The organism is Runella sp. R0.1_18 (assembly GCF_057652155.1).
Map to the genome: position 1 here is coordinate 64,848 of NZ_JBYFCK010000009.1, position 26,770 is coordinate 91,617.

Sequence of the window (26,770 nt, forward strand, 5' to 3'; positions counted from 1 at the left end):
AATTAAAATCAAGTAAGTACGTTATAAAACTCGCCGCATGGTTGCGGACGGAATATCGAGTAAATCGCGGTATTTGGCAATCGTTCTTCTGGCCAATGAATACCCTTGTTGGGCCAAAAGCTCCGTCAATTGGGTGTCGTTTAGTGGTTGAGATTTGTCTTCTTGCCCCACCAACGCGACCAAAGCGGATTGAATCTGGCGGTTTGAAACTTCTTCGCCGTTGTCGGTTTTGACGCCCTCGGTAAATAAGTCTTTTAAATGAATAATTCCAAATGGGGTTTGCGCATATTTTCCACTGGTAGTTCGCGAAATGGTTGATACATCCATTTTGATGCGTTCGGCAATGTCGCGCAATACCATTGGTTTCAAGTACCTTACATCACCCGTTAAAAAATAGTCACGTTGCAAATTAACAATGGTACGCATTGTTTTGAGCATGGTCGCTTCGCGTTGCAAAATGGCTTCGATTAACCACTGGGCGGCCGAAATCTTTGAGTTGACGTAACTAGCCGCCGAGCGCGATGTGCCCACGGATTTGGCATAATCGGTATTGACTTTCAACGGTGGAATCCCACGGGTGTTAAGACTTACTTCGATGGCCTCGTTTTCAACGATTATAATGTAGTCAGGGACAATGGTTTCTTTCAAAACCATGGCTGAACTGCTGCCGCCGTCCACAATTGGGTAGGGACGGAGGGTGCTAATGAGCGCAATTGCTTCTTTCAATTCGTGCTGTTGCAGGCCGCTCATACGCATAATTTTGTCGTAATTACGGGCGGCAACTTCCTCAAAAAGGTCATCAACTAGCCATGAAGCAACCCCCGCTGCTGGGCTTTTGTCACGGGCGAGCTGCATCAACAGGCAATCTTTTAAATCGCGCGCTCCCAAACCAATGGGCTCCATTTTTCGGAGACAGTCAACCAAAAAATGTACGTCTTCTTCTTCCACAAATATTCCCGTCGTAAACGAAACGTCATCCGCTAGGGTACTTACCGAAGCGGGCAAATAGCCTTGGTCGGTGAGAGAATCTATCAGAAAATCAGCAAGTTGTAGTTGTTTTTCTGAAAAAGGCAACAAGTGAAATTGTTCTTTTAATTCACTCCGCCAATCGGTAGTTTCAACCACTACAGGCGTATATATTTTGTCGTCGTCGGAGGCATGGTCAATACGCGTCCGATAATCAGGTAAGTCATCGTTGCTAAACTCGTCCCAGTCCATGTAGTCTTGGGTACGGTCTTCGGCTTGTGGGCTTAACGAAAACTCCGTGTCGTTCGCCTCTCCGTCTTGTTCGTCGTTTTGGCGTTCTTCCAAGAGCGGATTTTCTTCCAACTCGTTTTTGATGTACTGCTCAAGCTCCAATGAATTCAATTGCAAAAAATTCAGCAACTGAATTTGGGAGGGCGAGATTTTAAGCGTTTGCTTTTGCGATTGTAACAGGTTAAAGGCAGGTGCGGCCATGGTGTGGTATGGGAATTGTTCTGTGGTTGTGGTATTAAAAAAATATGCCCAAGTTTCGCTTTTGGGTATTTTTTTTGAAAAATGGGGCAGCAAATTTTAGTTAATTCTAAAAAAATGCTGAATTTTGATAGACTTGGTAACAGTTTCGCATGAGAACAAGAGCGCAGAAAATTAAAGTGTGGTTTTTGATTCGTTTTTTACCCAAATTGGGGAAAAGTTTCTACAATTTTTCGGGTAAAAAAATTCCCAATTTGAATCCTTTGTATTCCGTCCCCAGTGCTCTTTTTACCATTATTTTGGCGACGTTTGTCAGCTTACTTTTATTGGTTTTTTTGAGTTGGGTTACCTTCAATCACTTTGAAGAGATGGGGAAACGTACGAATGATGTGGCGCATTCGTACCAAATCCGCTTTTTGAACAAAGAGCTAATCAAGACATTAGTTGATATAGAAACAGGTCAGCGAGGTTTTCTACTGTCGCATCAGGAGCATTTTTTAGGGCCTTACCAAAAAGGACTTGAAAATATAAAGCAATATCAGTCTGACTTGAGGGCGCTTGTGAGTGACAATGAGACCCAATTGAAACGGCTAGATTCGCTTGAGATATTTATAAAACAACGGTTAATTTTCATCAAAGGGAACATTGCCCGTGCGCAAGAAAATATCCCAATTGACCTAAAAACCTTGAATCTTGGAAAAGGGTATATGGATAAGATTCGGGCTACCTCGGAGCGTTTTGATCAGCAGGAGAAAGGTTATTTAGATCTTCGCATTGAATTACAAAAAAGTGCTGACCATAATATGTCGCTGTATCTGTTGGGGCTGTGTGGGTTAGCCTTGGCTTTTTTGGCCGTCTTCTTTCGGCTTCTGTACGTAGAATTGAGCCGTCGGATTGGGTTTCAAACGGAATTGGAAAATAAATTGTCAGAACTCGAACGTACCAATGCCGAATTGGAACAGTTTGCTTACGTAGCTTCGCACGATTTGCAAGAGCCGCTGCGGAAAATTCGAGCATTTAGCGAACGGTTGCAGGTTCGACACGCGTCACAGCTCAACGAAGATGCTCAAAATAGCCTAGTGAAGATAAGTCAGTCGGCGATGCGGATGCAAAATCTCATCAATGACCTCTTGGCATTTTCAAAAGCGACCAATCGAAGTGAAGAAAATTTTGAAAAAATTGACTTGAACGAGGTACTAAAAAATGTACGAGAAGAATTATCGGAGCGAATTGTCCAGAAAAACGCACGCATCATAAGTCAGCCACTTCCTGAGGTATTGGGGGTAAAAAGTCAGTTTGAACAATTGTTTACTAACCTGATTTCCAACTCAATGAAGTATTGCCACGACGGAGTTGCCCCAGTGGTGACGATTGACTACCAACAGGTAGCGGGGGGAGAAATACCAAATGCGGGCGATTTGCAGAGTGAAAATATATACCACCGAATTACGTTTATAGATAACGGGATAGGTTTTGAACCTCAATATGCTGAGAAAATTTTTGTAATTTTCCAGCGATTACACAGCCGTAACGAATTTGAAGGAACGGGAATTGGCCTTTCGTTGTGCCGTAGAATTGTCACCAATCACAACGGTTATATACTGGCCGAACCTCGTCAGGGAGAATCGGGGGCCATTTTTCACGTTTACCTTCCCAAATAACCTAAACGAATGAACAAAGCAATAACGATTCTTATTTGTGACGACGACGAGGACGATGTGTATTTATTGAAGTCGGTCATGGAAGAATGTGGTATAAAAAATCCAATTGTGTATGCAAAAAATGGGCTTGAAGCAATAGCAAACCTCAATTCTCCTGCGTTGCAAAATAGAATTGGTTTGGTACTGCTCGACCTAAATATGCCTAAAATGGACGGGAGGGAAGTGCTAAAAGCCGTAAAATCGGATGGATTGTTACGGCGTATTCCTATTGTGGTTCTGACGACATCGAGCGCCAGTGAAGACATCGACAATTGCTATTCGATGGGGGCCAATTGTTTTATCACAAAACCCGCTTCGTACGAGAACTTCAACGATACCGTCAAAACATTGCTTAAATTTTGGACCCAACTGAGTCGTTTGCCCGTGGGGGCTAACTAGCGCTTATCGGTCGCTTTTTTTAACCACCGTAGTCCTTTTTCTAGGAACGACGTGCTGTTGCGTTGAATGACGTTGGCAGCCGCATTTTGTACCAAAAAAGGAACAACTAACCGTGGCAACCAGCCTGCTTTTTTGAGCAAGCGACGACGCAGCAGCAAGTCAACGCCAATACCAACACCTACGTAAAGAAGTCCTTTGCGGGGCCTAGCAAACACATCTTTCACCACGCCTAGGGCTTGTCGAGCTGGATTAAGCTCCTGTTGAATGGCTTGTACGCGGGTGTGCATGTGAAGTTGTGACAAGGCCAATTTATTCTTCAAATGGGCACGTTCGGCCCGAATATCTTCGATGGATTGGATGTTATTTTTCATAATAAAATTGTTTGATAAAGGCATTGACAACAGGAACCCGAATAAATTGGTCTTTGACCCAAAATAGAACGAGTCCTACAATTCCATAAAAAAGACCAACTAGAAAAAAGCCTTTGGCGGGGCTATGAAGCCATTCGCCCAGCAACCAAGCGACTCCTAAGCTGAGAAATAGCAGCACGATGGTGCCAATAGTACCTAAAATCAACAACGACACGACGTGTGAAGCGGCGCGGGCTGATTTTTCAGAGAGGTCGAGAACACCTAAGTTCCAACGGGCTTCGAGGTAGGTAGTGGCAGCATCGAGCCAGTCGGTGGCGTTATCTTTGATTTCGTGGGCTGATTTGATGACTTCCATGGCGGTAAGGGAAAAGACCAAGCGAGCTACCTCGCTTGGTCGTGATGAATGAAGGTGTTATGATTTGAAAGTGTTGGCCAACTGCCCCGCTTCCGATTCTACTCGGTCTTTGATTTCAGCTACTTTTCCAACTACTTTCGATTTTGCATTTTGCGCGGCGTCTTCTACTTCTTCGGCAACTTGGGCGTATTGTGTACGTCCGTTTTGGAGTGCGTCAAGCAAATCTGAAGCGAAATTATTCGCAGTTTCGCGAAGTTTTTCACGGATATCACTTCCTTTTTCTGGCGCAAACATCATTCCGATTACGGCACCTGCTGCGGCTGCCGCAGCTACGCCCAATACTACTTTTGAATTGTTAGTCATGGCAATTATTTGTTTAAATGATTTGTGATGATTTATTCATTTACTGATGAATTCGAGTAATAAGATAAAAAGGCTGTTCCAAAGTCAAAAAGGGGTATTTGAGTGGAAAATTGAGGCGTTTTTGCCCCGATTGGGGAGATTCTACCAAAACCAGCCCGTATTTCTACGTGTTACTGGCACGGTTTTTTAATGTTAATACATATATTGCTTACAATTATCGTAAGCATACCCACTACTGAAAGATTAGCCTTTTATTTAATGATTTATTGAAATGGATAATGCGAGTTTAGATAAGGTCTATGAGAGAGCATTGATAATCGACGACGAATTAGATACGTGTCTATTATTAGGAATGTTTCTCAAAAAATACGGTATCGTGTCGATGCGGGCCCACAGCCTTGCAGATGGCCTTGCCAAGTTAACCGTCGAAGCCCCTCAGTTGATTTTTCTGGACAATAACCTTCCCGATGGAACGGGCATTGATTATATCGCACAAGTGAGACAGCAAATGCCGCAAGCCAAGCTCGTAATGATGACAGCCATGAGTGCCTTACGCGAACAAGCCCTGGCACTTGGTGCAGATGGTTTTGTTGAAAAGCCGCTGGATGTGAAGAAGATAGCGAGCGTTTTGTAATGATAGTTTTTTGAATGAGCAATCGGCGTTCATTCTTTTTTTTGCTAAAAAAAAGCCTGCGAGCATTGCTCACAGGCGCGTTTGTTTTAAGACGTTTAGCTGCTAAGCTGACACATCTTCTTTGATTTCTTTGGACTTCTTCGAGATTTTTTCGCCTACTTCGTGGGCTTTTTCTTTGGTTTTGTCCCACGCATCTTCGGCCGCGTCTTTGGCATCTTCCCAAATATCTTCGGCTTTTTCTTTTGCATCCTCCCAAGCGTCTTCTGCTTTGTCCTTAAACTGTTCCCATTTGCTGTCGGCTTTTTCAGCAGCTACTTCAGCTTTGGCTTGGGCCTTGGCTACAGCCACTTCCACTTTGGCTTCCGCTTTTGTGGCGGCTTTTTCCATTTTTTCGATGCCTTCTTGAGCGGTTTCTTTGATTTTTTGTTCTGTGGTTTTCATGTTAATTGAGTTTTATGGTTTTCAAATTTATTTTCCAATGGTGGTGTCACTTTCGGTGACGATGGCCGAGTCAGTAGGTTGCACTTTGCCAAAACGCTGTTCGTCGGGGCGAGTTACAAAACCTGCGAAATACGCGGCTACCATTAATCCGATGCCTACTAATAAGATGGTAAGCGTGATTCTAGTGGCGGAATACTTCCTCGACTCCGCCGAGTCTCTTGCACTTTTTCTTTCTATGTTATTCATGGTTGCTGTCTTTAATTTGTGGTCATAACTGTTTGGTAATGAATTGTATAAAAAATAAATACCATGCTTATTTGTGAGAAAAAATGAGGTGTATTTTCCCCAATTTGGCCTTTTAGGGGCTTTTTTAGCGTCCCAATTCCCCAATGTGTTTCCTAAAAACGGGTGGAACTGTTTTGTTGACTTACTGACTATTCATTCACTAAACAAAGCAACGCCATGATACAGAACGAAGTAATAACACGGACGCTCAATGAGCTTTTAAGGATTAATAACGACCGTCTTTCGGGGTATCAAATTGCCGCTTCTGACACCAAAGACGAAGACTTGAAAGTCATTTTTTCGAGTATGTATAATGAAAGCGTCAACTTTGCCGAAACCCTAGCCGCTTACATACGCGAAACGGGTGAAATCCCTGCGAATGAAGGAACGTTGGTAGGGATTCTCCACCAAGCTTGGCTCAATTTTAAAGCGGCTGTGGTGGGTAATGACCGAAACGGTATTTTGAGCTCGTGCGAGTTTGGGGATGAAGCGGCTATTGAGGCGTACCAAGCAGCACTGGAAGTGGAAGATATTCAAGCAAATGCGGAAATCAAGGGAGTATTGCTGGGGCAAAAGGGGAGTATCGAACAATCACTCAAAGTGATTCAATCGCTTCACCGTAGCCAAGCCGCAAATACTTACGAACAAGACACGATGAAGCTGATGGAATAAGTGAATTAGGAGTTAAGAATTAGGAATTCCTAACTCCTAATTTATTTTTTCCCCATCTCAATGTCGATGATTTGTTTTCCTTTGTCTTTCAAGTAAGTCTTTACTAAAAGGTCGTAGGCTTTGTATCCGTCATCGGCATTGGTAAAAATAATGAGTCCTTCGCGGGTTTTGGGAAAAAGAAACACCAAGGTTTTAACGCCTTCATCGGCTCCACCGTGCGAAAGCGCATAGTCTCCATTGGCCAATTCATAAATTTCCCAGCCCAGTCCAAAGTATTTGTTTTCTCTGGTTTTAACTTGATGTTTCACCATTTCTTCGGCAACGGCTTTGCTAAGCCCCTCGTTGTTGAGTACCGAAACCAAAAACTTTCCATAGTCTTCGATGGTCGTCACCAAGTCGTCGGCGGCACTAGGTGCGGTGGTTCTATTTATTTTGTAAGGAATACCTTGTGTATTATAACCCACGGCAAAACGACTTTCGTCAAACGAGCCATCCCAGTAAAAATGCGTGTCTTTCATTCCGAGGGGCTCCAGTACCCATTCTTTGGCAAGTTGATCCAGCGGCTTTTTAAATTTCTTTTCCAACGCTTTGCGGAGATATTCCAAACCCTCGCCCGAATACCCATATTTGGTACCTGGGTCGGAGTTAAAGGCTAATTTTTTGGTAGGGTGATTCCTACGCCAGTTTGGAAAGCCCGTTTGGTGGGTCAAAACGTGTCGCGTGGTCAATTGGGCGTGGCGCGGGTCATTTTTAAGGTCGGGGTCAATCCAATAATTGGCCAACGGTTCGTCCAAATTCCATTTTCCCGCACTCACCAAGCGAAGCGTCAAGATGGCGGCAACAGGTTTGGTTAATGATGCTACGTTAAAAAGGGCATTGTAGGGAGCCGTTTCTCCTTTTTTTATTTCTCCATAGACGTTTATTTCTTTCAATTTTCCATCACGAATAATACCAACTCCCAGCGCTGGAATGTGGTTTTGGGCAAGCCATTGTTTGATTCCTTCTTCGTTTTCAAAGGTATTTGTTTCTTTATCAGGCGCATCGGTGGTTTGGTGGTCGTAGCTAAGGCCGCGTGCAAACCGCCATTTTCCCTCTTCCAATAGCCACAAATGCGTAAATCGGGCAATGCTTGCAAAGCGCTCAGGTTGGCCTTTATTGGTTTCATAAAACCGATGTCGCCCTACTTGAATGGCTCCGTATAGTACACCGTCTTTTCTTAATTCATGCACTTCCATGCTACCTTTGACCAACGCACGACGTGACTGATAGCGTTCGGGGTGGGCACAAAGACCATTTTTTAAGCTATTGATGAATGCACGTTTACCCATCGTAATTCCACCTTTGTCGTGGTAAAACTCAAAGTTTTCGCTAACGAGTTCTTCCAACGGCCCTAAATCGCAGGTGTTGAAAGTAATGTTGAACATGAGGCTGTCTTGGCCCTGAATGGCTTTGAAAAGATTCTCTGTTTGGGCATTGGCAGTGAAGAAGCAGATGGTGCTCCATACAAGAATTAAAGTGATACGTTTCATGGCTGTTTTGGGGAAAAATAATTTAATGTTTTATTTGTTCAATTTACGTTCGATTAAAAAGCTGATAATTAGGCTGATGCCACCGAATAAAAAAATCATGGCTAAAAAAGCACCTTGGCGAGGTACGTCAAAATGGGCATGGGCAAAATTGCCAAACAAAATGCCGATGCCAATGCCAATAAGCAATAAACCATACCTTAGGGTGGCAGATAAAGTACTTTTTTGGTTGAAAAACTCGGACGTAGAAAGCCCGCGCTCCATGAGCGACATTCGTTCGCGGTGGCGGGTCATCAGGACTACATAAAGAATTCCAAATACGGAACCGAAGGCGACGATGGAAACAATGCAATCTCTTAATATCTCATTCATAGCAGTTAATTTTTAGGTGACTGCTCATAGGACAAGAGAAGTTTAGTGGCGGTTACAAATAAATTTAACTTTTTCCGAAAAAATACTTTCCAAGTTTCAAGCTGACAAAAACCTCAAACTCGGAAAGCCTCTTTTTACAAAATAATTCACGAACCTGTAACCAATTTTATTAATTGCCTGTCAGATGTGGGAATGGAACAGCAAGACTACAAATACATTGACCAAGTTTTGAAGGGCGACCACCGCGCGTATGCGTATTTGGTGGATAAGTATAAGTACATGGTTTACACGATTGCGATAAAAATGCTGGAAAATGAAGCCGAAGCCGAGGACATTGCCCAAGAGGTTTTTATTAAAGCGTATCGTCAGCTTTATCGGTTTGAACGACGGTCAAAGTTTTCGACTTGGCTATACACCATTGCATACCGAACGGCAGTATCAAAGTTAAAAGAAAATGCGCTGGATATGACTCCGTTGACGGACGAATTATCGGATACCTATTGGTCGGAAGAAACCTCGACGGAAGCACCGCCGATGGAAGCCTCTGAACAACAGCGGTTTGTTAGAGACGCCATTGGCCAATTGCCGAAGTTAGAAGCAGTCGTGGTAACGCTTTATTACTTGGATGAACGTTCGGTCAAGGAAATTCAAGGAATTACGGGTCTGACGGCCGAGAATATAAAAATTAGGCTGTTTCGCGCCCGAAAAAAGCTGGAACATTCCTTGCGTTTTTTGTTGGAGTAGGGACGAAAACATTATTCAATAAAAAAATACTATTTATTGCTCCAGAGGAGCCTAATCTTAGTAGAAAGAAATAATCAAGTCTCAAGCAAAGCCCCATCGGGGTGGCATATTTTACCGAGTATCGGTCATCCCGATGTGGCTTTGTTTCCTTTTTTCTACTAAGATATAGCCTCCCGAAGGCTATTTTTTAAATGCGTTTAAGCTCATTAGGAGACTAAAATGATGGAAGAGGAAAAAGAAAATAAACTACAAGAACTTCTGAAAAAAGCCGATTTGGGCGCACCAAGTCCGCTTTTTACGGATCAACTTATGCTAAAAATTGACGCAGAAGCAGCGTTGTCGGAAGCAAAAGAACCTGCGCTTCGGAGGTTGTTGCAGCAGCATAGCCTTGAAAAAACGCCCCCTGATTTTACGAAAAATATATTAACACAAATCGCACCTCCCAAAACCGTATTTAAGCCCATCATACCGACCTTCGTGTGGTATATGGTGGCGACTTTTGTGGGTACATTGCTGGTTTTTGGATTATTTTTTCCACAAAAAAACTCCTCAGGAACTGTGCCCCAAGGAGTGGAGTTGATTTCGTTCGACGTTTCAAAACTTACCTCTGCCATACCCGACCAACTGTTGCTGGGTGCAGTGGCTGTATGTGTTTTGTTGTTGGTAGATTATTTGTTGAGGTTTCGCGTGGTGAACCCCACCTAAATCCTCTCCTGTTAGGGAGGACTTTTTGCTACCCTATGCTTTTACCCTACTTTTTTCGCTGTCGGAGCCACCCGTTTGGCGAAGGTTGAGTGTTTTTCCTTTGTTGAATCGGTACGAAAAGGTAAGCGTGGCTACGCGGGTGTCTAAGTAACTAAACCAATTGGCTTCGGCATTGGCGATGTTTCGGATGTCTCCTTTGATTTGATTGGTATAAAATATGTCGCTGACGTTCAATTTTAGCGTGCCTTTGTTCTTCATAATGCGTTTGGAAACCCCTGCCCGAACGTTCCCAATGGGATAAATGAGTAACTGACCTAACAAAAAAGTGGTTTGGTATGAGCCTGCCAATTCCGCCGCCCAGCCGCTTTTGAGTTGAAATTGGTTGGTTGGAACCACCGCCCAGTAAAACCGCGAATCATCGAGTTTTTGACCGTAGAGTGTCGCCTTGAATCCGTTGCTGATGTATTCGGTGTAGAGGTTGAGCGACCACCATTTGGCCAACTGAAAGCTGCCGTTTACAGAAATACCGTACGAAATTCGTTGCCCAAAATTCCCTGGGCGACTGTAATAAATGGTGCCACGTTGTTCGTTGGTTTCAGAAATGACGTTTTTGGCTATGCTGTATTGAAGCGTCGTCGTAATGCGTTGTTTGAAGGTATGAGACAACTCAAAATTATATGAAAAAGTAGGCTGTAGAAACGGATTTCCACCATAGTACGTAAAACGGTCGAGCGGGTAGGAGAAGGGGTTCATGTCCTGATAATTAGGACGTTCGATACGACGCCCAAACGAAAATCCTAACAAGTGCACCGCCGTTGAGTCCAAACGATATTGCAAATACAGGGTAGGAAATAAGTTGTTGTAGTTGCGGGTGAAGGTCGAGTCTTTGGTTTGTTTATTTCCCAATTGATGTCCACGAATGTTGGTGTTTTCAAATCGAAGCCCCGCCTGAATGGTCAGACGATTAAGCTCTTTGGCATAATTGAGGTAGCCTGCGTTGATGTTTTCGTTGTAGTTGAAGCTATTGGTAAATTCATAATTGGGAAATAGCTTACCATCAACTTGGTCAGAAAAATCAGCGACGTTGCCCGTACTGATAAAGCTTGTTTTGATACCCGTTTCAAATTTTCCGCCGCTGATCAAAGGGGCTACGTAGTCAATTTTGGCCGTGCCAATGTCGATATTTGTGGGCAAAGAAGAAACCAACACCGACTGACTAACGAATTTATTTTGGGCATCAAAAAGCGAATTGGTAAGCGACTGAGCCGTGGTAGCTTGGTAATGGATATAGTCAACGTTGGTGGAAAGTTCTTTGCCCGTGCTGTCAAGTTTGTAGGCGTAGTTGAGGTTGATGCTACCGTTTTTTAAGGTTTTATCCGTTGGGCTGATGGCTTCTACCAAGCTAGTAACTTCGTTGGAGGCGTTGAAGACCTTGGCTTTGTTGGTGACATCCACGTGCGAAGGATTAATAAAACCCGTAAGAACAACCCCAAATGTGGCTTTTTTAGAGGCATAATAATCAAATCCAACTTTTGCATTATTCCCGCCAATGTTCCGTTGAATGTAGGAGTTTTGGGTAAAAGCAGAAGAAAAAGTGGTTGTATTGGGCTGAAAATACCGCCGCCAAATGGTCAAATCTTGGTAGCTATTGTTTTGATTTACACTTATATTACTAAAAAAGTTAAACTTATTGATGCGGTAATTGAAGTTAAAGCTGTTGTTGGAACGACGATACGTGCCTTGTCCGTAACTCAAGCTGAGTCCACCGTTAAAGCCTTTGACGGTATTCTTTTTTAGACGAATGTTAATCACCCCCGCATTGCCAGCTGCATCGTATTTGGCGGGAGGGTTGGGCATGATTTCGATGGTTTCGACCGAACCCGCGGCCAATGACTTGAGGTAGTTAGACAAATCTTCCGCCGACAAATAAGTAGGTTTATCGTCGATAAAAACAACCACCCCCGTTTTACCTTTGAGACGAATCCCTCCGTTGGGGTCGATGGCCAAGCCTGGTGATTTTTCCAAAATATCCATGGCATTGGTACCTGCGTTGCTGATTAGGGCATCAACGTTGATGACCGTACGGTCAATCTTGGTTTCTACAAAGGGTTTTTTACCCGTTACTTTCACTTCAGCGAGTGTTTTTTCACCTTCTTTGAGCTGAATCGTGGGTAATACGAGGTCCGACTGCGATAGTTCAAAGGGCGTTCCAACGTATTTTTGGTAGGTCAAATGCGAACTACTGACGAGGTAAGTACCTGCTTTGACGTTTAAAAATTCAAAATTACCGTTAGGCTCAGTAATGGCTGCTTTGACAAACGATGAATCTTTTGATTTTAACAAGGAAATGACTGCGCCGTCAAGTGGCTGCTGATTAGCATTGACGATGTTGCCGCTGATTTTGGCGGTTTGAGCAAATAAAAAATGAGTGGATAATAACAGTAATAAGATAGCTCTTGTCATTGGAGTTTGGGTAGTTCGTAATGATGTTTTACTAAAGTCGTGCCAATAAATAAATGGTTTGATTTACAGCTAGTTGGGTGAATATGTGAATGGGTTCTTGTCCGAAATTGAACAATTTCTGTGCAAAATCGGACGCTGCTCTGTGCCCTTCTCGTGCCTTAGGGGGCGGATATAAGTATCCTCCTGCACGTGTATTCTCTCGCACGAGCAGGTTAGTGCGTGACACGGTACAGCCATTGCCCAAAATCATAGCCACTTCCAAAAATTTTAAATAGGCAAGCGGCTATAAATACCACTAAAAAAATTTTGAATAGTTTGGATTTTACCAGCTGAGAAGTTTCCATCGTTGTGAGTCGTTTAGATTATGCTTTCTTTTTGAGGGCTTTGAAGATACCATTAGGTTGGGTGAGCAAAAACTCTTTCGCGTCTTGGCTGAATGAAATCGAATAGCCGTTCAATCCCTTTAGCCGAAATTTTCCTTTACCGAGGGCTTCTAATTCGCGGGTAGGTTGGTTGGGGAGCGATAGGTACAAAATTTCGTTGGCATTAAGTCCCACTTTCATGGCCATACCATTGAGATTATATTCACCTACGTAGCGTTGAAGGACAACTTTGGGTAATTTTTTGACTTTAGGCAACCACGTAAATTCCAGCGGATGAATCAATTCAGGTTCAAAAGCAATGGAAGCACTGGCGATTTCGGCTTCGGTATTTTGGTTAAATACAATCCGCTGAATACTGGCTTCGGACGCCACTTTGCCATGTTTATCAACAGGTAAGGCGTCAAAAACATCGTGTCCGTAGGGGCGTAAGTACCATTGTTGTAACGGAAAAACGGCAAAAAGCGAGTCGTTACGGTTCACAATTTCAAACGTTCCGTATCCTTTGTGTTGAAAGTAACCCTCGTATTCGTCTGCTGGATGCGCGGGCTTGATGTTGGTTTTGGTAAGGCTCGCCATTTGGCTCTTGGCACTTTTGGCCGCGTTTTTGGCCGCCATGTCGGAGGTGTAAAGGTAGCTTTGCCAATCTTTGTCGGGGAGGCCGAGCATTCGGTCGGCGAGGATGTTCCGAACGACCGAGGGTACCCGCGACACGGCTTGGTTGCAGAAAACCACAATGCCTACCCCGTCGGTGGGAAAGAAACAAGTATTGGTCGAAAACCCAGAGATATTTCCGCCGTGCTCGACCCGATAATGCCCGCGATAGGAAGATAAAAACCAGCCAAGGCCGTAATTTTCAAAGTGTAACGAGGGGTTGCTGGCCGAAGGGGCGGCGTCACGCACAATCATTTGGGAACTGATGGCTTCGCGAACGTAGTCGGCAGGAAGAAGGCGTTTGCCTTTATAAATGCCGTTGTTTGCCCACAACATAACCCATTTGGCCATCTCACTGACGGAGGTGTTGATACCTCCTACTGCCGACATCACATCTAGGTTGAAGTAATCCAAGGAGACAATTTTGTCATCTTCAGAAACGGTATAGCACAACGAACGGTCGTCGTAAAGCGCCATGCTATCGACCGAAAAAGTAACGTCTTTCATTCCCAAAGGCTGAAAAATGCGTTGCCTTACAAAAGCACGGTAAGATTGCCCAGAGAGGTTTTCGACCATTTTTCCTTGGGCGGCAAACATAAAGTTGTTGTATTGCCACTTTTCACGCAAGCCATAATTAGGTTCTAAAAACTGAACCCGTTTGAGCAACGTATCAACGGAATTGGTGGAGAATAAAGCCCATGCTTGGTCGTGGCGGGGGAGACCTGTTCGGTGGCACATCAAGTCGCGAACGGTGATGTTTTTGTTCATCTCCTCGTTGTAAAACGACAATTGAGGTAAATAGTCACGAACGGAATGGTTAAAGTCTATTTTGTTTTCGGCCCTTAACAAGCCTAAAGCGGCGCAGGTAAAGGGTTTGGTACAGCTTCCTGCGGCAAATTGGGTGTGTTCGGTAATGGGGCGTTTGGTGTCGATATCGGCATAACCAAAGCCTTTAGCATAGATAACTTTGTCTTTTTCCACCACTGCTACGGCAAAACCTGCGCATTTCCATTCGTTGAGGACGCGGGCAAAGAGGGTGTCCAGTCCTGCAAAACGGGCGTCGGGAGTGGCTTGTTGGGCAAAAGAAGTACTTACAAAAAGCGTCAAAAATAGGATAGTTTTCTTCATCGTAGTGTGTTTTCAACCTGTGGGGTAAAACTACGGCGAAGCTGAGGAAACGGTTTGTCAAATCCTGCTAATTCGTAAAGACGACGGCTTTTTATGGAGAAAATAATTTTTTCGCCCAGATTGGCATAGATTGAAAAAACACAGAGGCACGCAGAAATTTAGTGCTAGAAACTTTCTTTTTGCAGCCAACTGGTAGGGGAAACGCCAAAGTGTTTTTTAAAGGCTTTGCTAAACGAATGGATGTCAGCAAAACCAGACGCTATCGCTGCTTCAGTCACCGACGCTCGCTCACGACCAAGTAGCTGAGCGGCGTGATTTAGGCGTTTTTGGTGGAGGTACTGGTGGGGAGTTTGGCCAAAAACTTGTTTGAAAAGACGAAAAAAATGATACTCTGAAAGACAAGCCTCGGTAGCGACGGTTTCAATGGCCAGTGGAAATTGGAAAAGCGCGTCGATGCACTCTTTGCCCCGATGAAGTCGGCGATAGAGGTCTTTTTTTGTAGAAGGTTTAAGGCTGGGGATGGCATGAAGTTGCTTAAAAACAGGTATTTGATCGGCAACGATTAGCTCCGAAAGCGTATAAAAAAAATCGTTTTCAATGGGGAAATTCAATAAATCATTCTGTAAGAAATCAGTATGAAGTTGCCGTAAAAGGTGTCCTAAGCGGGTGTTGGTGGCCGAGTATTGTTGTTCCAAAAAAAGATGTGAGCTAAAAAAATGGCCTAAATTCGCGTCGGGATAAGCAGTATCTGGTCGCTGGCGACTGGCTACGACGTCGGCCATTAATTCAGGTACTATATTGATACAAATTCCTTTCACAAATTCGCCTTTGTCTATTTCTACGTGACCATCGCTGGTATTGTTAGATAGCAAATAGTTGCCCGCCCCCACGGGGTACGGCTGCCCGTTGAGGGTATAATGTTCGACCCCATTGAGTACATATTTGATGGCAAAACCATGGGATTTGATGGGATGGTAAAATTCTTTCAATGACGAAACCACCAGCAAATTGTTGCGGTAATTGACTCCCTCCAATACATTTTTGGTTTGCTCCGACAAATGAACCATGGCGTTTTAAAGCGATATTCCTTCAAATAAAGTACTTATCTATTGCCGACAACCGATTATTTGATGAGTGGTGTAATTTTAATTTTTATGTACATTTGAACGTCCACCTACCCATCACGCAATAAACCTCTTACAAATATGATTGAACATTTCCCTTTTTTTCTCACGCTGATTGTCGTCATTTTGTTACTGATTATGCTGGCCGACAGGATAAAAGTAGCATATCCTGTGCTGTTGGTCATCACGGGCTTAATCATCAGTTTTTTTCCTGGTATCCCGAAAATACAAATTAAGCCTGAGTTAATATTTATCATTTTCTTGCCGCCTTTGTTGTACGATGCTGCCTTTGCGATGTCGTGGAAAGAGCTGTGGCGTTGGCGGCGCATTGTCGGTAGTTTTGCATTCGTTGTAGTATTTCTAACGGCCTTTTCGGTGGCTTTGGTCGCCAATTGGTGTATTCCTGGTATTTCGTTGGCATTGGGCTTTTTATTGGGTGGTATTGTTTCTCCGCCCGATGCGGTGAGTGCCAGTGCGATTTTGAAGTTTGTCAAATTGCCACGACGAATGTCCTCAATCATGGAAGGAGAAAGCCTACTCAATGATGCTTCGTCGCTGATTATCTTTCGTTTTGCCATGCTCACCGTCGCCACGGGTCAGTTTGTTTGGCACGAAGCCGCGCTAAGTTTTGGGTGGATGGTCATTGGTGGTTCCGTGATTGGATTAGCGGTAGGGTGGTTGTTTATGAAAGCCCATCAACTATTGCCTACCGACGCCAACATAGACATTGTGCTTTCGTTTGTGACGCCTTATGTGATGTACATCGCGGCCGAAGAAGTCCACAGTTCGGGGGTCTTGGCGGTGGTGAGTGGTGGGTTGTTGTTGGCCAATCGCCGACATCTCTTTCTCTCAAGTTCGTCACGTTTACGAGGGGTAAACGTGTGGCAAAGCTTTGTTTTTGTGCTCAATGGCGTGGTCTTTTTACTGATTGGTTTGGACTTGCCCGAAATCTACGAAGGACTCGAACAAGAGGGACTTGCACTCTCGCTGGCCATTGGATATGGCTTGGTCATCACCGCCGTGCTCATCATTGGGCGAATTATCGCTTCATTTGGCGCTGTGGTTACGACCAAAATAATGAGTCATTTTATACAAGTAGCCGACCCCAACCCAGGCTGGAAAGCGCCAATTGTACTGTCTTGGTCGGGGATGCGCGGCGTGGTGTCGTTGGCGGCGGCGCTTTCCATTCCTGTAGAGGTAAACGGGGTTCCTTTTCCCCACCGAAATCTTATTTTGTTCATTACGTTTGTGGTGATTCTCACCACATTGGTACTCCAAGGACTTACCTTACCGTGGCTGATTAAAAAGCTTGAACTGCCTGATTATGGCGATTATTTGCCTGAAGAAGAAACCGAAGCAATGCTAAAGAGGGGAATGGCCGAACATTCGTTGCAGTATTTTCACCAAAACTACCGTAAACACCTCGTTACAAATGAAATACTACGGACAAAAGTGGCATTGTGGGAACAAAAAAGCCATGAAGAACCTGAAGAGCTGACTGAAGAAACCAAGCGAATTTACTTGGATGTATTGGAACAACAGCGACTTTGGCTACAAAATAAAAACAATACAGATGATAAAATCGACGAGGAAGTTGTGCGAAAACTGTTGCACGGAATTGACCTAGATGAAGAGAAATTGAGGTACTCGTAACAGTGAGGGGAGGATGCTTACATCCTCCCCTCTGTTTATCTAAAACGTAAAACCTACGCTAATTTGTCCCACGGAATTTTTGGCGTTACCCATAAATACCTTGGCGGCATCGCTCGTTGCTACTGGGCGAAGCCCGTAATTGTAGCGAGTCCCAATCATTAATTTGCCAAAATAAATACTCAGTCCTGCCGAAAGTCCGTAGTCAATTTCGTTGAAATTGCCCTTGCCAAGTTCGATTTGGCTGGACCCTACATCGCTTTTACTTCTGGTGTTGGCATTGAGCAAATAGCCCCCGTAACCACCTGCGTGTAGGTCAATAAAATTGCCAATTTTATACGTCAGCAAAACAGGAACCTCTACATAATCGAGGCTAAAAGTATTTTCTCCTTGAAAAGTATTGAGAACGTTGTATCTGGCCGTCGTTCCTTTGTTGCTGTACCCGATTTCGGGTTGGAGGTACAATTTGTTTTTCACCAATGGTAACTGGGTAAACAAACTCGCGTGAAAGCCGTAGCGAGGATTGCGGTCGGTGACTTCGTCGATGTACATATTCGAGGCGTTTAGCCCACCACGGATACCTGTTCTTGCTCTGTTTTCGGAGTCTTGAGCGAATGAAGTAAGGGCTGATGCTACAAAAGCAATGGCTAAAATGATGTGTTTGCGATTCATGGCGATTGTTGATTTTAATGTTTAATAATGGTTGAATTTGGGTAAAAGTGGGTTGTGAGTAACCCGTTTCACTAAAATGTATATCGGATTGAAATGGCGGCTTCGTCGCCCCAAAAACCATTGTCCACGCTGAAATTGAGGGTTGGTTTCCAGTCCATGCCGATGTTGATAGGTACTTCGCGGAAATTGTATTCAAGTCCGAGGAGAGCGTCTAGTCCTGCGATGCTCGACCGTTGGTAAGGGGCGTAGCCTCTATTTCCTTCTCCCCAGATATAGACGTGGCCACCCGCGCCATAGATGAAATTGAGGCGATTGATTCCCAAAAAACGAGTATGGCCTTCGATTAATCCCGTAAGGCCAACACCCCGCCAACGGGTAGAAACAATTCCTTCAAGGGCGACATTTCGTTTGGTAAAGTGCTTGATAGTGATACCGTTGGTAGAACCTAAGCGTAGTCCTACTGCCGTACGATAATCTTGGGCAAAAGTGCTGAATCCAGTACTTAAGGCGGCTACTAAAGCGATGATGAAGAGGCGAGTTCTCATGGTTTTGGTCTATTAAAATAAGTTAGGTATGGTGATTATTGGGCATTAAAGGCCGATTGAGCGGCTTGTTGTTTTAATTTTTCGTTGGCAAAAATTCCAATTTCTACCCGACGGTTTTGCTGGCGTCCCGTTTCAGATGTGTTGCTCGCTATGGGATTTGCTTCGCCCAAACCAATCAGTTTTACCCGATTTGAGGCAATACCTTCGCCTATCAAGAAATTGGACACGGCAGCAGCCCGTTGTTCTGACAAATTTTTGTTGAAGGCTTCACTACCCACGTTGTCGGTGTTTCCTTCAATGAGTAAATTGGTATAATCGTCGCTACGGAGGGTGGCGGCCATTTTTCTCAAATTACCGAGTGTTTCGGGACGAAGCTTGGCCGAGCCAAAGTCAAACAGGAGTTGGTCGTTCATTGTGAGTTTTACACCCTCTCCAACGCGTTCTACTTTGGTATCAGGACCCAAATCTTGGCGAAGTTTTTCGGCTTTCTTGTCCATCGACTGTCCGATGATGGCACCTGTTGCGCCACCGACGGTTGCTCCAATGATGGCGCCAATGGCAGTATTTCGGTTGTTTTTACCAATGATTCCTCCGATAACCGCTCCCGCTCCTGCACCAATCAAAGCGCCTGATTGCGTTTTTTTGAGCTTGGTTTTGGTCGTTTTTTTCTTCGACGACGTTTGGGCTTGTGAAGGTATATAAAGGCTTGGTGCTAATAATCCGAAACAAAGTAAGTAGGTGATGATGCTCGTTTTCATACTGTGTTGATGTTAAAGATTAACGCAGTAAAATCTAAAAAAGCTGTTCCAGTTATTGTTTGAATATGAGTTAAATAATTGATATTTAGTGGTTTGTGTTAATTTTTGCTAATTTTTCGGATGAGAAAAAATGTAGAATATTTTCCTCATTTTTCCCAAATGGCCACAAAAAAAGCTACACCAAAACTGATGCAGCTTTCGAAGCATATAAAAAGCGGAAACCTTATTATTCTTGAAAAACTTGTACATTGACTGTGAGCGATTGCAAATTGGCCGCTCCAAACTGTGTTACCATGGCTACGTCGGCGGCATCGCGGCCGTACCCAAGTACCACCCGACAACCTTGTGTTTGGGGCTGGACGGCATCAAAGGTGTACCATTGATGACCAACATACGCTTCAAACCACGCGTGAAGATCCATGTATTCGAGTTGGTCCAAAAAGCCGACTGTCATGCGGGCAGGAATAGACAAACTACGGCACAATGCAATGGCAAGGTGCGTGAAATCACGGCAGACCCCAACGCGTTGTTGCGCAATATCGAGGGCGGTAGTGGTGGCGTTGGTGGTGCCGTATTGGTAGCTAATCGTCTGATTAATCCACGTTCTAATCGCCTCCACTTGCGCATAACCCAGTTTGGTATTTCCAACAATTTCTCGCGCAAGATTCTGAATATCAATCAAATCGGATTGGCAATATCGACTTGCCAGCAGATACATCATCACCTCATTGGGGAGGTCGGCTACGGGTATATATTCGGGTAAAGGAAGTGCAGGAGCAAGGTAAGGATGAACCAATGCTTCCACCTCCGTAGTGATGGTGACATTGCCAGCGGGCAGGGTTGCACGTTGGCATTGATTGCCATAAGTATCTAAGTATTCTGTAAAATGTACGTTAGGTTGAATACTAAACTGCTCCTTTACGACAGATTGCCCGTCGTGGCGATACGGGCGAAGCATCATCTGAACAGGAACAGGCTGGGGAATTTGGTAAATGAGGGTACTTTGGCCTTGGAGTTTCATGAGAGGAAGTGAAAAAATCCAGCTCCATTTTGGAGCTGGACAGGGGTGTAATGGCTAGTTTTCAAAATCTTTTTGCATGGCGTCAATGCGGTCGTTGAGGTCGCGTTTAAACTGCTTCCAGTCACGCTTAACGTCTTTTTTTACCTCTGCTAAGTCATCGTTAAGGTCGTTCAAGTTTTCTTTCAACTTGTCACGTCTTGCCTCTAATTTATCCTTTTCTTTGGCCGATGCCTTTTTGATTTTTGCGTTTAGCTCGTCAAGCTCACTATTGATGATTTGACGTCGATTTTCAATTTTAAGCGATAGCTCTTCACGGGCTTCTTTTATTTCTTCTGCCGTTTCTTCTTTGGCTTCTTTTACGTCTTCGGCTACGTTGTCAGCCGCATCTTTTACCTCATCTTGGGCATTTTGTACGTTATCGGCTACGTCGCGTTTTTCTTCGCGTGAGCAGCTTGACAATGAGATTGTTCCGAATGCCAACATGGCGGCGACGATGATGGTTGCTTTTTTCATGATTTTGTGATGTTTATGAGTGAAATAGAGTGTGTTTAATCCAATGAATAAATCAGAGCGCTGTAAGGGCCGAGTGGAATATTAACGAGCAAATTTTCGTCGTTATTGGTCTTGTTTGCGATTACGTCGCTCGCAAAATGATTACCAAATTCGGCATCATATCCGTCCCAGTCGCTGTTAAATTGAAGTCGCCAAAGTCCTTGTTTGGGAAATCGAAGCGTCAAGGGATTCAAAGATTTTTGGGAAAAATTGACAATGACGATGGTACTATCTTTACTACCGCCATTTTTGAAACGGTAGAAGGCAATGATTTTCTGTTCGCGGTTGAGATAGAGCGGTATTGCATGTTGGCCAGTTAATCCCGCCGTGGTTTGTCGTTGATTCAACCGCAAATGAATAAGGTCTCTATAAAGTTTTGAAATACCTTTATGTGCCGAAAATAGGCTCCAATCAATCGGGTCAGTGTCATCAAACCATTTGTCTTCGAGCAATGCCTGTCCTTGAAAAAGCATCGGAATGCCTGGCGAAGTGAGCGTAAGCACAGCCCCTAAAATGGAACGTTTCTTGGCATACCAGTTATCGACGTCGCCTTCTCCCGCAATTTCCTGAACGACCCGCGCCTTGCCGTTGGCTACCTCATCGTGCGATTCGGTATAAATGACCCGTTGAAAAGCGTCGTTGTTGTATTTGTGCGTAATGGCATGGACAATCGCATCCATGTTTCGGTCGGCGTCGTGCATCGTAATGATGGCCTCACGGATGGGATGGACAAACTCGGCATCCCATTGACTACTGTAACCGCAACCACCGTTTGCGACACTAGCTGTGATAGATGATAGGGTGTGGAGGTCTTCGGCTACGGTAAATTTATGGGGAAATTTTTCCCTGATTTCCGAATTTATCCACTGTATTAAAGAATAGCCTTCTGCTAAGTCGTTGTCAGGGTTTCCGTCGGCATGTACATTTCGCATGTACGGAATCATGTCCATTCGGAGGCCATCTAAACGATATTCTTCGAGCCACATTAAGGCGTTGTCACGAATATATTGGCGCACTTCTGGCCGACCATAATCGGGACGAGTGTCTCCCCAAGGAGTAGTGGCGCGCCAATCGTTGTAAAAATAAATTCCTCCAAGATTGTTCTCACTCCAGCCGTCAAACTGCCATAAGTCCATGTCTGTCGGGCCAAAGTGATTATAAACGACGTCCAAAATAACGGCAATGCCTTTTTCGTGGGCAGCTTTGACAAAACTTTTTAACCCCAATGGTCCACCATATTCCGATTCCACTGCGAAAGGATGGGCAGGGTTATATCCCCACGAGTACCCACCAGGGAATTCGGCAATGGGCATAATTTCTATAGCGTTGATTCCTAGTGCTTTAAGGTAGTCGAGGCGTTCGATAGCTGAATAAAAATCGCCAATTTGACCTTCTCCTTTTACGTTAAAAGTCCCAATGTGCAGTTCATAAATGACCATTTCGTTCCAGTTGTGCATCTGAAATGAGTCATCATTTGCCCACTCAAAATGTGGGTCATGTACAATGCTATTGCCAACCGAATTGGTTAATTGTCGGGCATAAGGGTCATTGCGCATCAATTCGCCTACCTCCGTGGAAAGCACGTATTTGTATTCTTGTCCAATTTTTGCTTCTGAAACATTGACGGACCAATACCCATTTTCTTCGTGTGAGAGGGGTGTTGCCTCGTTGTTCCAACTGTTGAAATCTCCAACTACTGATACTGCTTTGGCATTGGGAGCCCAAACCCGAAACGAAACACCTTCTGAGTGTGGTACAGCTCCCATGCCTGCAACGGTACTTGCTTGTATGTCTGAGAGTTCAATTGTTTTCATGGCGTAAGTTCTATTTTTTGTGGTTAACAGTCTTATTGTTTAAGATTAAAATCCTATGCCACATTCGTTTGAGGTGAATAGTTGGCAATATTGGGGAATTTATTCCCCAGTATTACGATGCCTTTTTTACGGCCTTTTTCTTGTGAAAAATGGCCTTTACTTCATCGGTTGTTTCGTGGATGGTTTCTACCAGTTCGCGTTCAAGGGCCTGAATTTTGGTGCTTTTTAGTTCGCGTTCTTTGTCCACCTCAGGTTCTCCCAAGACGTAACCGTAAGGTTTTAGGTAAGAAACCGAGTCAAAAATGACTTTCAAGATGGCTGTAAGTGGCAAAGCGAGGGCCATTCCTGCGATGCCCCACAGCATTTCGCAAAGAAACAAAGCGACAATGGCGGCCAGCGGGTTGATGCTGATTTTGGACCCTACGATGTAGGGCGTAATAAAATTTCCTTCTAAAATTTGAACAAAGAAAAAGATGCCAGCCACGCCGAGTGCATACATGGGAGACTCTTTGGTGACAAGCGCTACCACAATGGGTAGGATAGAACCGATGAGTATGCCAAAATAAGGAATGATGAGCAGTATGGCGGCTAAAAAACCAAAGAAAAAGGCGGACTGTATCCCCAAGGCCAACAAGCCTATTGAATTGAGCGTACCTACAATAACTGTCACCAGAAACAAGCCGTATAAGTAGTTGTGGACTACTTCATAAATTTTGCTAAAAACGCCGTTCAGTTTCGACTTTGGGGTGTTGCTAAACACTTTGTACAAAAACTGCGTCAGCATATTTCGGTAGTACAACACAAAAAAGATAAAAACGGGAACTATCGCAAGCATTCCGAGCATCGACCCCGTGGTCGTAACGGCTGACCCTACCATATCGCCGCTTTTGGAGCTTAGGTTTTGGGTATATTCTTGCAGCTTATTGACTTGCATTTTGTGCGAAATCTTCAAATGCTCGTACGCCCATTGCTGCATCTGCGCCGCGTACGATTCTACCTTGGAAAGCATTTGAGGGAGCATTTGCATAAATTCGTTGACCTCGTACCCAATCACAAAACCAACCCCTACAAAAACCGCCGTAAACGCTAAAATAGCGAGGGTGATGGCAAAGGCGCTCGGAAGTCCCTTTTTTTCGAGCCATTGGGTAAGGGGAAACATAGCCATCGACAAAATGATGGAGAAGAGCAGCAGGGTAACAATAGACCCTAAGACGTGCATCCAGTACACCAATAATGTGATACTGAGCAATACGAAACCCAAGCGGGCAACGTACGGAAGCTGAAACGTGGTAGGCGGTGTGGTAGTCGGTGGCATACGAGTAAAGGTTAAAAGACCTGTACTGTATGCTTAAATCATTGTTCCACTGTTTTTTGGGAAAAGTTCGTAGATGTTTTTCCCCACCCTGCCGAAAGTTTCAAATTTTTGGGAGGGTATTTCTCGTCAGAGAAGGCTTCCAATTAAGCGGTTTTAGACCTCTATGAGGTGATAAAAGTTGGTATTTCAATCAATCACAAAGCCAACAAAGTATTTGCAGAAATACCTAAATTATGATGTAATTGCTTTATCATTTTAAGGCTTAACTTTCTTTTTCCATTTAATACTTCGGAAACTCGGTTTTCACCTCCAAAATAGGGGGCTAAATCCTTTTGAGAAAGTTTCAATTCCGTCATTTTGTATTTAATAGCCTCAATTGGGTTAGGTTTAGGAATAGGATAATATTTTTTTTCATACTCACAGGCAAGTATGGTAATGGCTTCTAAAATTTTTTCTTCCTCAGAACCTTCTGGACATTCCAGTAATAATTCAATCATTTCATTTGCTTCGGCAAACTCCTCATCATTCGTGATTGGCTTGATCTGAATTGTTTTATTTTGCATTGCTGTGAGTGACTTAGGTTATAGGTTTGTAATATCTTTTATTTTGTCGTATTCTTTGTGTGTATCTACAAATCGAACATAAACAGCATGAAATTTGTATCGAAAAAAGGCTACTAATCTGTATTCGTTGAGTGCGATGTTAAAAATAATCCTACCATTGCCAATAATATCAGCATCTTTAAAATCTTTGATAACTTGATTGGGCGTTTCGTAGGTATTCTCCTCCATTTTTTCGTACCACATTTCTAGGGAGGTTCTTGAGTCAGGGTATTGATCCCAAAACTCTTTTAGAGTTTTATGTGAATATATTCTCATAAGGGCAAATGTATAAAAAAAGTTCCACAAATTGGGAACTTGGTTGATGTGTTTTAATCTTTTAAGTGGTTTTAGACCTCCGCGAGGAGACAAGGGGTGATATTCCCCACCCTGCCGAAAGTTTCAAACTTTCGGCAGGGTAAGTAAAATTTACTTGATTCGAGTGGGGTTTTCGCTCACAAAAGCTGACCAGCCGCCCTTCTTCGCTCCTTTCTTTTTGGCCGCTGCCGTTGGTAGCGAATTGGCGTGGTAATGATGACAAATCGCAATAGCTACGGCATCAGTAGCGTCGAGGTATTCGGGCTGTAGGGGCATCTTTAGAATACTTTCCAACATAAAAGCCACTTGTTCTTTGGAGGCATTTCCGTTGCCCGTTACAGACATTTTTACGGTCTTGGGCGAATATTCCACAATCGGAATGTTTCGGTTGAGCGCAGCGGCCATCGCTACACCCTGGGCACGCCCCAATTTCAGCATTGATTGGGGGTTTTTTCCGTAAAAGGGGTCTTCTATGGCCATTTCATCGGGCAAAAATTCCTCGATAAGTTGGGTGATACGGTCAAAAATTTTCTTCAGTTTTAGTTCATGGCTACTATATTTGTCGAGTTTTAAGACGCCGTATTGAAGTAAGTCGATACGCGCACCGATAATACGAATGACACCGTATCCTGCGATTCGGGTTCCAGGGTCAATCCCTAAAATAATTTTTTCAGTCAGATTTGATTGTTGATCTTGCATGACGCAAAGTAACAGCCCTTCGTGGTTTTCTCGGCTTTCTTCGCTCAAAAAAATCACTTGGGTGTTCAAATGGCTTCTTTTTTTTGGAATGCTGCTCTACCTGTACGTTAGCGTGGAGGCCAAAGGACAAAGCCTGGGGGAAGTATATCGGCTCTTGCTTTTTCATTTGCAGCAAGGTCATTGGGGAATCCTCGGGTTAGCCCTTTTCCTTACCCCCATCAACTGGGCTTGCGAAAGCCGCAAATGGCAACTTTTGGCCCAAAAAATTGAAAAAATCAGTTTTGGGCAGGCTTTTCAAGGAGTACTTTCGGGACTTGCTTTGGGGTTTTTAATGCCCAACAACGTCGGTGATGCGGCAGGAAGGGTACTTTCGCTACAAAGTCACCAACGCCTGTCGGGAGTAGGAGCAGCGCTGCTTTCCAGTGGATTACAGTTTTTTGTGTCCCTGTTTTTTGGTACGTTGGGCTGGGGGTTTTGGGTATATCATCAACCTACTTTACAACAATGGCCGCAGCTATTGCTTCTATTGGCCTTGGTGATGACCCTTGTTTTTGGCGTAGTATTGGTGGCCAAACGTGGCGAAGCCGAGCAGTTCTTGGTTCGTTTTCGATTTTTTCGATGGGTAGATCCTTACGTAAAAGTCATTGCAGCATATACACTATCCGAAATTGGCCAAGCGTTTCGTTGGGCAATCTTGCGTTATGGGGTTTTTACTCTTCAGTTTGCGCTGCTACTTTGGCTTTTTGAAGTAAAGCTCCCTTTCGATGTTGCCATTGCGGGTATTTTTCTAGTATTTTTTGCCAAAACCCTCATTCCTGCCCTCAATTTTTTGGGCGATTTAGGTATTCGCGAAGCTTCTTCCCTTTACGTTTTTAGCTTTTACGACATCGAACCCGCCCGTATTTTAGCAGTAACACTAACGCTTTGGTGTATAAATATCCTTTTTCCTGTACTGATAGGTACAGTTTGGACTTTTAAACTAAAATGGTGGAATTGAGGTGTTGTGTGAGTCAGGTTGTAAGCAACCTGACTAAAGTACTGTTCAGATTAAAACTA

General features: G+C 44.0%; 30 protein-coding genes. 8 read left to right on the plus strand and 22 right to left on the minus strand.

The window, feature by feature from the left end:
• Positions 1–21: 21 nt before the first annotated feature.
• Positions 22–1,458 carry an RNA polymerase factor sigma-54 gene (gene rpoN, locus AC23P2_RS16775; protein ID WP_487774268.1) on the minus strand — a complete coding sequence of 479 codons (1,437 nt, stop codon included), beginning with the start codon at positions 1,456–1,458 and terminating at the stop codon, positions 22–24.
• Between the two features lie 149 nt (positions 1,459–1,607).
• On the opposite strand from rpoN, the gene AC23P2_RS16780 reads away from it, so the two are divergent.
• Together AC23P2_RS16780 and AC23P2_RS16785 are read left to right on the plus strand one after the other, a co-directional pair.
• Positions 1,608–3,116, plus strand: a complete 1,509-nt coding sequence (locus AC23P2_RS16780; RefSeq protein WP_487774269.1) for a sensor histidine kinase — start codon at positions 1,608–1,610, stop codon at positions 3,114–3,116.
• Positions 3,117–3,125: 9 nt separating this feature from the next.
• Positions 3,126–3,554 (plus strand): response regulator, encoded by a 429-nt coding sequence (locus tag AC23P2_RS16785; protein ID WP_028526056.1) that lies wholly within the window; start codon positions 3,126–3,128, stop codon positions 3,552–3,554.
• Here AC23P2_RS16785 and AC23P2_RS16790 read toward each other — a convergent pair.
• The 3 genes from AC23P2_RS16790 to AC23P2_RS16800 are packed head-to-tail and all read right to left on the minus strand — an operon-like array spanning position 3,551 to position 4,643.
• Positions 3,551–3,925: a hypothetical protein gene (locus AC23P2_RS16790; protein WP_487774270.1), complete on the minus strand. Its 375-nt coding sequence runs from the start codon at positions 3,923–3,925 to the stop codon at positions 3,551–3,553. The two genes, AC23P2_RS16785 and AC23P2_RS16790, sit on opposite strands and share 4 nt — an antisense overlap.
• On the minus strand, positions 3,915–4,280 hold the full coding sequence (locus AC23P2_RS16795) for a phage holin family protein (RefSeq protein ID WP_028526058.1): 366 nt from the start codon (positions 4,278–4,280) through the stop codon (positions 3,915–3,917). Before AC23P2_RS16795 ends, AC23P2_RS16790 begins: the two co-directional genes overlap by 11 nt.
• A gap of 57 nt (positions 4,281–4,337) precedes the next feature.
• Positions 4,338–4,643: a YtxH domain-containing protein gene (locus AC23P2_RS16800; protein ID WP_472491853.1), complete on the minus strand. Its 306-nt coding sequence runs from the start codon at positions 4,641–4,643 to the stop codon at positions 4,338–4,340.
• 310 nt (positions 4,644–4,953) lie between these two features.
• Between AC23P2_RS16800 and AC23P2_RS16805 the strand changes: the two genes are divergently transcribed.
• Positions 4,954–5,277 carry a response regulator gene (locus tag AC23P2_RS16805; RefSeq protein WP_487774271.1) on the plus strand — a complete coding sequence of 108 codons (324 nt, stop codon included), beginning with the start codon at positions 4,954–4,956 and terminating at the stop codon, positions 5,275–5,277.
• A 102-nt stretch (positions 5,278–5,379) separates the two neighbouring features.
• On the opposite strand, the gene AC23P2_RS16810 is transcribed toward AC23P2_RS16805, so the two are convergent.
• Positions 5,380–5,718 carry a hypothetical protein gene (locus tag AC23P2_RS16810; protein ID WP_487774272.1) on the minus strand — a complete coding sequence of 113 codons (339 nt, stop codon included), beginning with the start codon at positions 5,716–5,718 and terminating at the stop codon, positions 5,380–5,382.
• A gap of 27 nt (positions 5,719–5,745) precedes the next feature.
• Positions 5,746–5,964 (minus strand): hypothetical protein, encoded by a 219-nt coding sequence (locus AC23P2_RS16815; RefSeq protein WP_487774273.1) that lies wholly within the window; start codon positions 5,962–5,964, stop codon positions 5,746–5,748.
• Positions 5,965–6,180: 216 nt separating this feature from the next.
• Between AC23P2_RS16815 and AC23P2_RS16820 the strand changes: the two genes are divergently transcribed.
• On the plus strand, positions 6,181–6,675 hold the full coding sequence (locus AC23P2_RS16820) for a ferritin-like domain-containing protein (protein WP_487774274.1): 495 nt from the start codon (positions 6,181–6,183) through the stop codon (positions 6,673–6,675).
• 41 nt (positions 6,676–6,716) lie between these two features.
• Here the strand turns inward: AC23P2_RS16820 and AC23P2_RS16825 are convergent, their stop codons facing one another.
• Together AC23P2_RS16825 and AC23P2_RS16830 are read right to left on the minus strand one after the other, a co-directional pair.
• Positions 6,717–8,204: a serine hydrolase domain-containing protein gene (locus AC23P2_RS16825; RefSeq protein ID WP_487774275.1), complete on the minus strand. Its 1,488-nt coding sequence runs from the start codon at positions 8,202–8,204 to the stop codon at positions 6,717–6,719.
• 30 nt (positions 8,205–8,234) lie between these two features.
• A complete protein-coding gene (locus tag AC23P2_RS16830) occupies positions 8,235–8,573 on the minus strand; it encodes a DUF6249 domain-containing protein (RefSeq protein WP_487774276.1) in 339 nt (112 codons plus the stop codon).
• Between the two features lie 192 nt (positions 8,574–8,765).
• Here AC23P2_RS16830 and AC23P2_RS16835 point away from each other — a divergent pair, with 192 nt between their 5' ends.
• Positions 8,766–9,317 carry a sigma-70 family RNA polymerase sigma factor gene (locus AC23P2_RS16835; RefSeq protein WP_487774277.1) on the plus strand — a complete coding sequence of 184 codons (552 nt, stop codon included), beginning with the start codon at positions 8,766–8,768 and terminating at the stop codon, positions 9,315–9,317.
• Between the two features lie 219 nt (positions 9,318–9,536).
• The gene (locus tag AC23P2_RS16840) at positions 9,537–10,022 is read left to right on the plus strand and encodes a hypothetical protein (RefSeq protein ID WP_487774278.1); all 486 of its coding nucleotides are present in this window, start codon (positions 9,537–9,539) and stop codon (positions 10,020–10,022) included.
• Positions 10,023–10,055: 33 nt separating this feature from the next.
• On the opposite strand, the gene AC23P2_RS16845 is transcribed toward AC23P2_RS16840, so the two are convergent.
• The 4 genes from AC23P2_RS16845 to AC23P2_RS16860 all read right to left on the minus strand — a co-directional run bounded on the left by AC23P2_RS16845 (position 10,056) and on the right by AC23P2_RS16860 (position 15,714).
• Positions 10,056–12,485 (minus strand): TonB-dependent receptor, encoded by a 2,430-nt coding sequence (locus tag AC23P2_RS16845; protein ID WP_487774279.1) that lies wholly within the window; start codon positions 12,483–12,485, stop codon positions 10,056–10,058.
• A 212-nt stretch (positions 12,486–12,697) separates the two neighbouring features.
• Positions 12,698–12,829, minus strand: a complete 132-nt coding sequence (locus AC23P2_RS16850; RefSeq protein WP_487774280.1) for a hypothetical protein — start codon at positions 12,827–12,829, stop codon at positions 12,698–12,700.
• A gap of 18 nt (positions 12,830–12,847) precedes the next feature.
• Positions 12,848–14,647, minus strand: a complete 1,800-nt coding sequence (locus AC23P2_RS16855) for a serine hydrolase (protein WP_487774281.1) — start codon at positions 14,645–14,647, stop codon at positions 12,848–12,850.
• 164 nt (positions 14,648–14,811) lie between these two features.
• Positions 14,812–15,714, minus strand: coding sequence for a helix-turn-helix transcriptional regulator (locus AC23P2_RS16860; protein WP_487774282.1), 903 nt, complete (start codon positions 15,712–15,714; stop codon positions 14,812–14,814).
• 138 nt (positions 15,715–15,852) lie between these two features.
• On the opposite strand from AC23P2_RS16860, the gene AC23P2_RS16865 reads away from it, so the two are divergent.
• Entirely contained in the window at positions 15,853–17,424 is a 1,572-nt protein-coding gene (locus AC23P2_RS16865) for a Na+/H+ antiporter (RefSeq protein WP_487774283.1), read from the plus strand.
• Positions 17,425–17,463: 39 nt separating this feature from the next.
• Here AC23P2_RS16865 and AC23P2_RS16870 read toward each other — a convergent pair whose 3' ends face one another.
• The 10 genes from AC23P2_RS16870 to ruvC all read right to left on the minus strand — a co-directional run bounded on the left by AC23P2_RS16870 (position 17,464) and on the right by ruvC (position 25,714).
• A complete protein-coding gene (locus tag AC23P2_RS16870; RefSeq protein ID WP_487774284.1) occupies positions 17,464–18,093 on the minus strand; it encodes a porin family protein in 630 nt (209 codons plus the stop codon).
• A 71-nt stretch (positions 18,094–18,164) separates the two neighbouring features.
• Entirely contained in the window at positions 18,165–18,638 is a 474-nt protein-coding gene (locus AC23P2_RS16875; protein ID WP_487774285.1) for a hypothetical protein, read from the minus strand.
• 35 nt (positions 18,639–18,673) lie between these two features.
• A complete protein-coding gene (locus AC23P2_RS16880) occupies positions 18,674–19,396 on the minus strand; it encodes a YiaD family glycine zipper/OmpA-like lipoprotein (protein ID WP_487774286.1) in 723 nt (240 codons plus the stop codon).
• A gap of 226 nt (positions 19,397–19,622) precedes the next feature.
• A complete protein-coding gene (locus AC23P2_RS16885) occupies positions 19,623–20,417 on the minus strand; it encodes a transglutaminase-like domain-containing protein (protein WP_487774287.1) in 795 nt (264 codons plus the stop codon).
• A 54-nt stretch (positions 20,418–20,471) separates the two neighbouring features.
• A complete protein-coding gene (locus AC23P2_RS16890) occupies positions 20,472–20,930 on the minus strand; it encodes a hypothetical protein (protein WP_487774288.1) in 459 nt (152 codons plus the stop codon).
• A 35-nt stretch (positions 20,931–20,965) separates the two neighbouring features.
• Complete coding sequence (locus AC23P2_RS16895) at positions 20,966–22,783, minus strand: alpha-amylase family glycosyl hydrolase (protein ID WP_487774289.1); 1,818 nt, start codon at positions 22,781–22,783, stop codon at positions 20,966–20,968.
• Positions 22,784–22,895: 112 nt separating this feature from the next.
• On the minus strand, positions 22,896–24,098 hold the full coding sequence (locus AC23P2_RS16900) for an AI-2E family transporter (protein ID WP_487774290.1): 1,203 nt from the start codon (positions 24,096–24,098) through the stop codon (positions 22,896–22,898).
• Between the two features lie 194 nt (positions 24,099–24,292).
• Positions 24,293–24,661 carry a helix-turn-helix domain-containing protein gene (locus AC23P2_RS16905; protein ID WP_487774291.1) on the minus strand — a complete coding sequence of 123 codons (369 nt, stop codon included), beginning with the start codon at positions 24,659–24,661 and terminating at the stop codon, positions 24,293–24,295.
• Between the two features lie 18 nt (positions 24,662–24,679).
• Complete coding sequence (locus AC23P2_RS16910) at positions 24,680–24,976, minus strand: type II toxin-antitoxin system HigB family toxin (RefSeq protein WP_487774292.1); 297 nt, start codon at positions 24,974–24,976, stop codon at positions 24,680–24,682.
• A gap of 150 nt (positions 24,977–25,126) precedes the next feature.
• Positions 25,127–25,714 (minus strand): crossover junction endodeoxyribonuclease RuvC, encoded by a 588-nt coding sequence (gene ruvC, locus AC23P2_RS16915; RefSeq protein ID WP_487774293.1) that lies wholly within the window; start codon positions 25,712–25,714, stop codon positions 25,127–25,129.
• Here ruvC and AC23P2_RS16920 point away from each other — a divergent pair.
• On the plus strand, positions 25,713–26,711 hold the full coding sequence (locus tag AC23P2_RS16920) for a lysylphosphatidylglycerol synthase domain-containing protein (RefSeq protein WP_487774294.1): 999 nt from the start codon (positions 25,713–25,715) through the stop codon (positions 26,709–26,711). The genes ruvC and AC23P2_RS16920 overlap by 2 nt on opposite strands.
• Positions 26,712–26,770: the final 59 nt, after the last annotated feature.

Excerpts from the sequence above, each read along its gene's own strand:
- rpoN (WP_487774268.1), bottom strand. The coding sequence starts at position 1,458 with ATGGCCGCACCTGCCTTTAACCTGTTACAATCGCAAAAGCAAACGCTT.
- AC23P2_RS16780 (WP_487774269.1), top strand. The coding sequence starts at position 1,608 with ATGAGAACAAGAGCGCAGAAAATTAAAGTGTGGTTTTTGATTCGTTTT.
- AC23P2_RS16785 (WP_028526056.1), top strand. The coding sequence starts at position 3,126 with ATGAACAAAGCAATAACGATTCTTATTTGTGACGACGACGAGGACGAT.
- AC23P2_RS16790 (WP_487774270.1), bottom strand. The coding sequence starts at position 3,925 with ATGAAAAATAACATCCAATCCATCGAAGATATTCGGGCCGAACGTGCC.
- AC23P2_RS16795 (WP_028526058.1), bottom strand. The coding sequence starts at position 4,280 with ATGGAAGTCATCAAATCAGCCCACGAAATCAAAGATAACGCCACCGAC.
- AC23P2_RS16800 (WP_472491853.1), bottom strand. The coding sequence starts at position 4,643 with ATGACTAACAATTCAAAAGTAGTATTGGGCGTAGCTGCGGCAGCCGCA.
- AC23P2_RS16810 (WP_487774272.1), bottom strand. The coding sequence starts at position 5,718 with ATGAAAACCACAGAACAAAAAATCAAAGAAACCGCTCAAGAAGGCATC.
- AC23P2_RS16815 (WP_487774273.1), bottom strand. The coding sequence starts at position 5,964 with ATGAATAACATAGAAAGAAAAAGTGCAAGAGACTCGGCGGAGTCGAGG.
- AC23P2_RS16820 (WP_487774274.1), top strand. The coding sequence starts at position 6,181 with ATGATACAGAACGAAGTAATAACACGGACGCTCAATGAGCTTTTAAGG.
- AC23P2_RS16825 (WP_487774275.1), bottom strand. The coding sequence starts at position 8,204 with ATGAAACGTATCACTTTAATTCTTGTATGGAGCACCATCTGCTTCTTC.
- AC23P2_RS16830 (WP_487774276.1), bottom strand. The coding sequence starts at position 8,573 with ATGAATGAGATATTAAGAGATTGCATTGTTTCCATCGTCGCCTTCGGT.
- AC23P2_RS16835 (WP_487774277.1), top strand. The coding sequence starts at position 8,766 with ATGGAACAGCAAGACTACAAATACATTGACCAAGTTTTGAAGGGCGAC.
- AC23P2_RS16840 (WP_487774278.1), top strand. The coding sequence starts at position 9,537 with ATGATGGAAGAGGAAAAAGAAAATAAACTACAAGAACTTCTGAAAAAA.
- AC23P2_RS16845 (WP_487774279.1), bottom strand. The coding sequence starts at position 12,485 with ATGACAAGAGCTATCTTATTACTGTTATTATCCACTCATTTTTTATTT.
- AC23P2_RS16850 (WP_487774280.1), bottom strand. The coding sequence starts at position 12,829 with ATGGAAACTTCTCAGCTGGTAAAATCCAAACTATTCAAAATTTTTTTA.
- AC23P2_RS16855 (WP_487774281.1), bottom strand. The coding sequence starts at position 14,647 with ATGAAGAAAACTATCCTATTTTTGACGCTTTTTGTAAGTACTTCTTTT.
- AC23P2_RS16860 (WP_487774282.1), bottom strand. The coding sequence starts at position 15,714 with ATGGTTCATTTGTCGGAGCAAACCAAAAATGTATTGGAGGGAGTCAAT.
- AC23P2_RS16865 (WP_487774283.1), top strand. The coding sequence starts at position 15,853 with ATGATTGAACATTTCCCTTTTTTTCTCACGCTGATTGTCGTCATTTTG.
- AC23P2_RS16870 (WP_487774284.1), bottom strand. The coding sequence starts at position 18,093 with ATGAATCGCAAACACATCATTTTAGCCATTGCTTTTGTAGCATCAGCC.
- AC23P2_RS16875 (WP_487774285.1), bottom strand. The coding sequence starts at position 18,638 with ATGAGAACTCGCCTCTTCATCATCGCTTTAGTAGCCGCCTTAAGTACT.
- AC23P2_RS16880 (WP_487774286.1), bottom strand. The coding sequence starts at position 19,396 with ATGAAAACGAGCATCATCACCTACTTACTTTGTTTCGGATTATTAGCA.
- AC23P2_RS16885 (WP_487774287.1), bottom strand. The coding sequence starts at position 20,417 with ATGAAACTCCAAGGCCAAAGTACCCTCATTTACCAAATTCCCCAGCCT.
- AC23P2_RS16890 (WP_487774288.1), bottom strand. The coding sequence starts at position 20,930 with ATGAAAAAAGCAACCATCATCGTCGCCGCCATGTTGGCATTCGGAACA.
- AC23P2_RS16895 (WP_487774289.1), bottom strand. The coding sequence starts at position 22,783 with ATGAAAACAATTGAACTCTCAGACATACAAGCAAGTACCGTTGCAGGC.
- AC23P2_RS16900 (WP_487774290.1), bottom strand. The coding sequence starts at position 24,098 with ATGCCACCGACTACCACACCGCCTACCACGTTTCAGCTTCCGTACGTT.
- AC23P2_RS16905 (WP_487774291.1), bottom strand. The coding sequence starts at position 24,661 with ATGCAAAATAAAACAATTCAGATCAAGCCAATCACGAATGATGAGGAG.
- AC23P2_RS16910 (WP_487774292.1), bottom strand. The coding sequence starts at position 24,976 with ATGAGAATATATTCACATAAAACTCTAAAAGAGTTTTGGGATCAATAC.
- AC23P2_RS16920 (WP_487774294.1), top strand. The coding sequence starts at position 25,713 with ATGACGCAAAGTAACAGCCCTTCGTGGTTTTCTCGGCTTTCTTCGCTC.
- ruvC (WP_487774293.1), bottom strand. The coding sequence starts at position 25,714 with ATGCAAGATCAACAATCAAATCTGACTGAAAAAATTATTTTAGGGATT.